Genomic DNA, 2220 nt, shown 5'->3' with positions numbered 1-2220 from the left:
AATTATAACTTTATGAATTGTACTAGAGTTATTAAACTTTTAAGTAATAAATGGAAATTTACGTAATATTTATTTCTTATATTAAAGATGAACATAGTGAAAAAGAATATATTTAAGCTTTCGAATATTTTATTAGTCTCTAGTATTAGTATCTGTTCAAATGCTGCAGATTATAAACCACAATGGTTAGATGAAAAAACAATATATAGTAATAGCGAGCATGATCTGAATACTATATATTCTGATATAAAAAGCTATATTAGTGATAACAAAAATGAAGTTAAGTATCTTGTTGATACTCAACGTTCTTGGTTGAAAAATAGAAATTTAAAATGTAATTTTAATGGAAAAGAGGCAAATAGTGAAAACTATAAATGTTTAAGTGATTTTAATAATTCTAAAATAAAAGATTTGAAAAAGTCATATTTGGACCTTCATAGTTTAGAGGGAAACCTAATAAAACCATTTAAATACACAAATGGTATTGTGAAAGAGTTAGAAACAGGTGGATGTTATTGTAGTGAAAGTACAATTAAAATTTTAAAAAACAAAATTTATATATATCAAGCTTGTGATCAAGGGTTAAAGGAGCCACGTATATATAATATTGTTGGCAAGAAAAAAGACAGATTTTCTGTGGAATATCAAATTGATACGAATAATAATAAAGTTCCGGAATTTAATTTGGCATTCGTTACTAACGGTAAAAATGTTTGGAATATAGTTCCGAAAATCTTTAGAAAAGAAGATTTAATAAATTTAAATTTTGCAATTAATTATACAACTGATGTGAATATAAAAAACAAGAAAAATGATTGTCATGATGATGAAGAGTAATTGTGTGTTGTTAAGATTTTGATTGTATTTGATAATAGTAATATCAGCTTAAAATATGATATTGCTATTATTATAAAATAGAAATTCAAAGTAAATAATGAGCGCATTCAAAATGAAAAAGCATTTTAAATTTATAGTTTTAACTGCTTCCATGATTGGATCAATTGAGGCTTCATATACTGATTTTGGTTTTATTCAAGCTAAGGGTGGAGGTATGAATGTAAGATTAAATTCAAATTTAAGTGCGAAAGTTACGTTCAAATTAAAGAATGATGTAGCAATGACAATGATACCAATTCAGCAGGGGTGAATGTACTAACTCTGTGGGTAGGAGATGGTTGACATTAATTTTTTTGATGGCAATTCATCATCCATTTGTGATGGGGTGTATCCATGAGGCATAGCATTCCTAACCAAGTTCGATGTAAAAGGTCAGCTCCCTGCCAAAAATAATTGGAATTATCAGTTAAGAAATCAATAACAGTGATTTTAGGAATTTTATGAAGATAATAAACAGATTAAATAGTGAAAAAATGAAAAATGTATCTATTAGCTCAACTATACTTGTAGTTTTATCAATTTTAGGATATTCAAGTAATACATCTGTAGCTAAGGATATCAATAAAATAGATGTCAAGGACTGCTCAATTGATTATGATGAGGTAGATTTTTGTTCTGAAGAAAGATTAAAAGATTATAATAATATTTTAAAAAACAAAGTATCAAATTTTGATAAAAACAAGTTTTTAATGAATTTTAAAGAAAAAAACTATTTATATTTTGCAGTTATTGATTTAGAAAAGCTTAAGGTTTTAACATTTCCAGCTTCATTAAGTGTAATGTCAAATATCAAACCTATAGAATTCTCATCTGATAGTAATTCATTTTGTTTAAATGGTAACTTTAATCAATATCAAAACTCCTATAGAGCAGTAAAAACTTGTTATACATATAATAATGGAAGTTTTGATTTTAAATCTAGAGTTGAATTAGATCAGGATATAAATAAATATAATAATTCTAATAATGTGATAAAAAAACTCAAGTTACCAATTTCCTCAGATTTTTTCTCTAAATGTAACGAAAAAAACTTAGCTAAGAAATGCATACAAGTTGAAAATTCTAATAATCGAGCTTACTCTTTATCTGAATTAGAAAAAATATCTCCCGATTTTATAAATGTACTTAATGACACAAAAGTGGATTCGTTAAATGTAAATACATTTAGATTCCTTCCTCAATTCAAAGATAGCTTTTATTCTATTGCTGAAAAATATATTGATACAGATGAAAGTTCTAGTTCTGAATTTTATTTAATAAAAATCAAGCCTGATTTAAAAGTGGAAAAAATTGGAGATTACTACTCAATTGATAGTTCAGGCG

The 2220-nt window shown here is 25.7% G+C and carries 3 protein-coding genes and 1 pseudogene; all 4 read left to right on the top strand.

The window, feature by feature from the left end; all coding sequences use genetic code 11:
* Positions 1 to 87: 87 nt before the first annotated feature.
* Positions 88 to 837 (top strand): lysozyme inhibitor LprI family protein, encoded by a 750-nt coding sequence (locus ACH8JV_RS19255; RefSeq protein ID WP_396523240.1) that lies wholly within the window; start codon positions 88 to 90, stop codon positions 835 to 837.
* 112 nt (positions 838 to 949) lie between these two features.
* Positions 950 to 1147: a hypothetical protein gene (locus ACH8JV_RS19250; RefSeq protein WP_396523238.1), complete on the top strand. Its 198-nt coding sequence runs from the start codon at positions 950 to 952 to the stop codon at positions 1145 to 1147.
* Positions 1114 to 1279 (top strand): annotated as a pseudogene (locus ACH8JV_RS19245) (hypothetical protein); the annotation flags it as partial. The gene ACH8JV_RS19250 and the pseudogene ACH8JV_RS19245, both read left to right, overlap by 34 nt.
* A gap of 91 nt (positions 1280 to 1370) precedes the next feature.
* On the top strand, positions 1371 to 2220 hold an 850-nt coding region (locus tag ACH8JV_RS19240), incomplete at its 3' end, for a hypothetical protein (RefSeq protein WP_396523236.1).

It is taken from the genome of Acinetobacter sp. ABJ_C5_2 (assembly GCF_044538485.1).
GTDB classification, from domain to species: Bacteria; Pseudomonadota; Gammaproteobacteria; order Pseudomonadales; family Moraxellaceae; genus Acinetobacter; species Acinetobacter nosocomialis_A.
This window is presented reverse-complemented; position numbering and strand designations above follow the sequence as displayed.

Coding starts and splice junctions, on each gene's coding strand:
- ACH8JV_RS19255 (WP_396523240.1), top strand. CDS start 88: ATGAACATAGTGAAAAAGAATATATTTAAGCTTTCGAATATTTTATTA.
- ACH8JV_RS19250 (WP_396523238.1), top strand. CDS start 950: ATGAAAAAGCATTTTAAATTTATAGTTTTAACTGCTTCCATGATTGGA.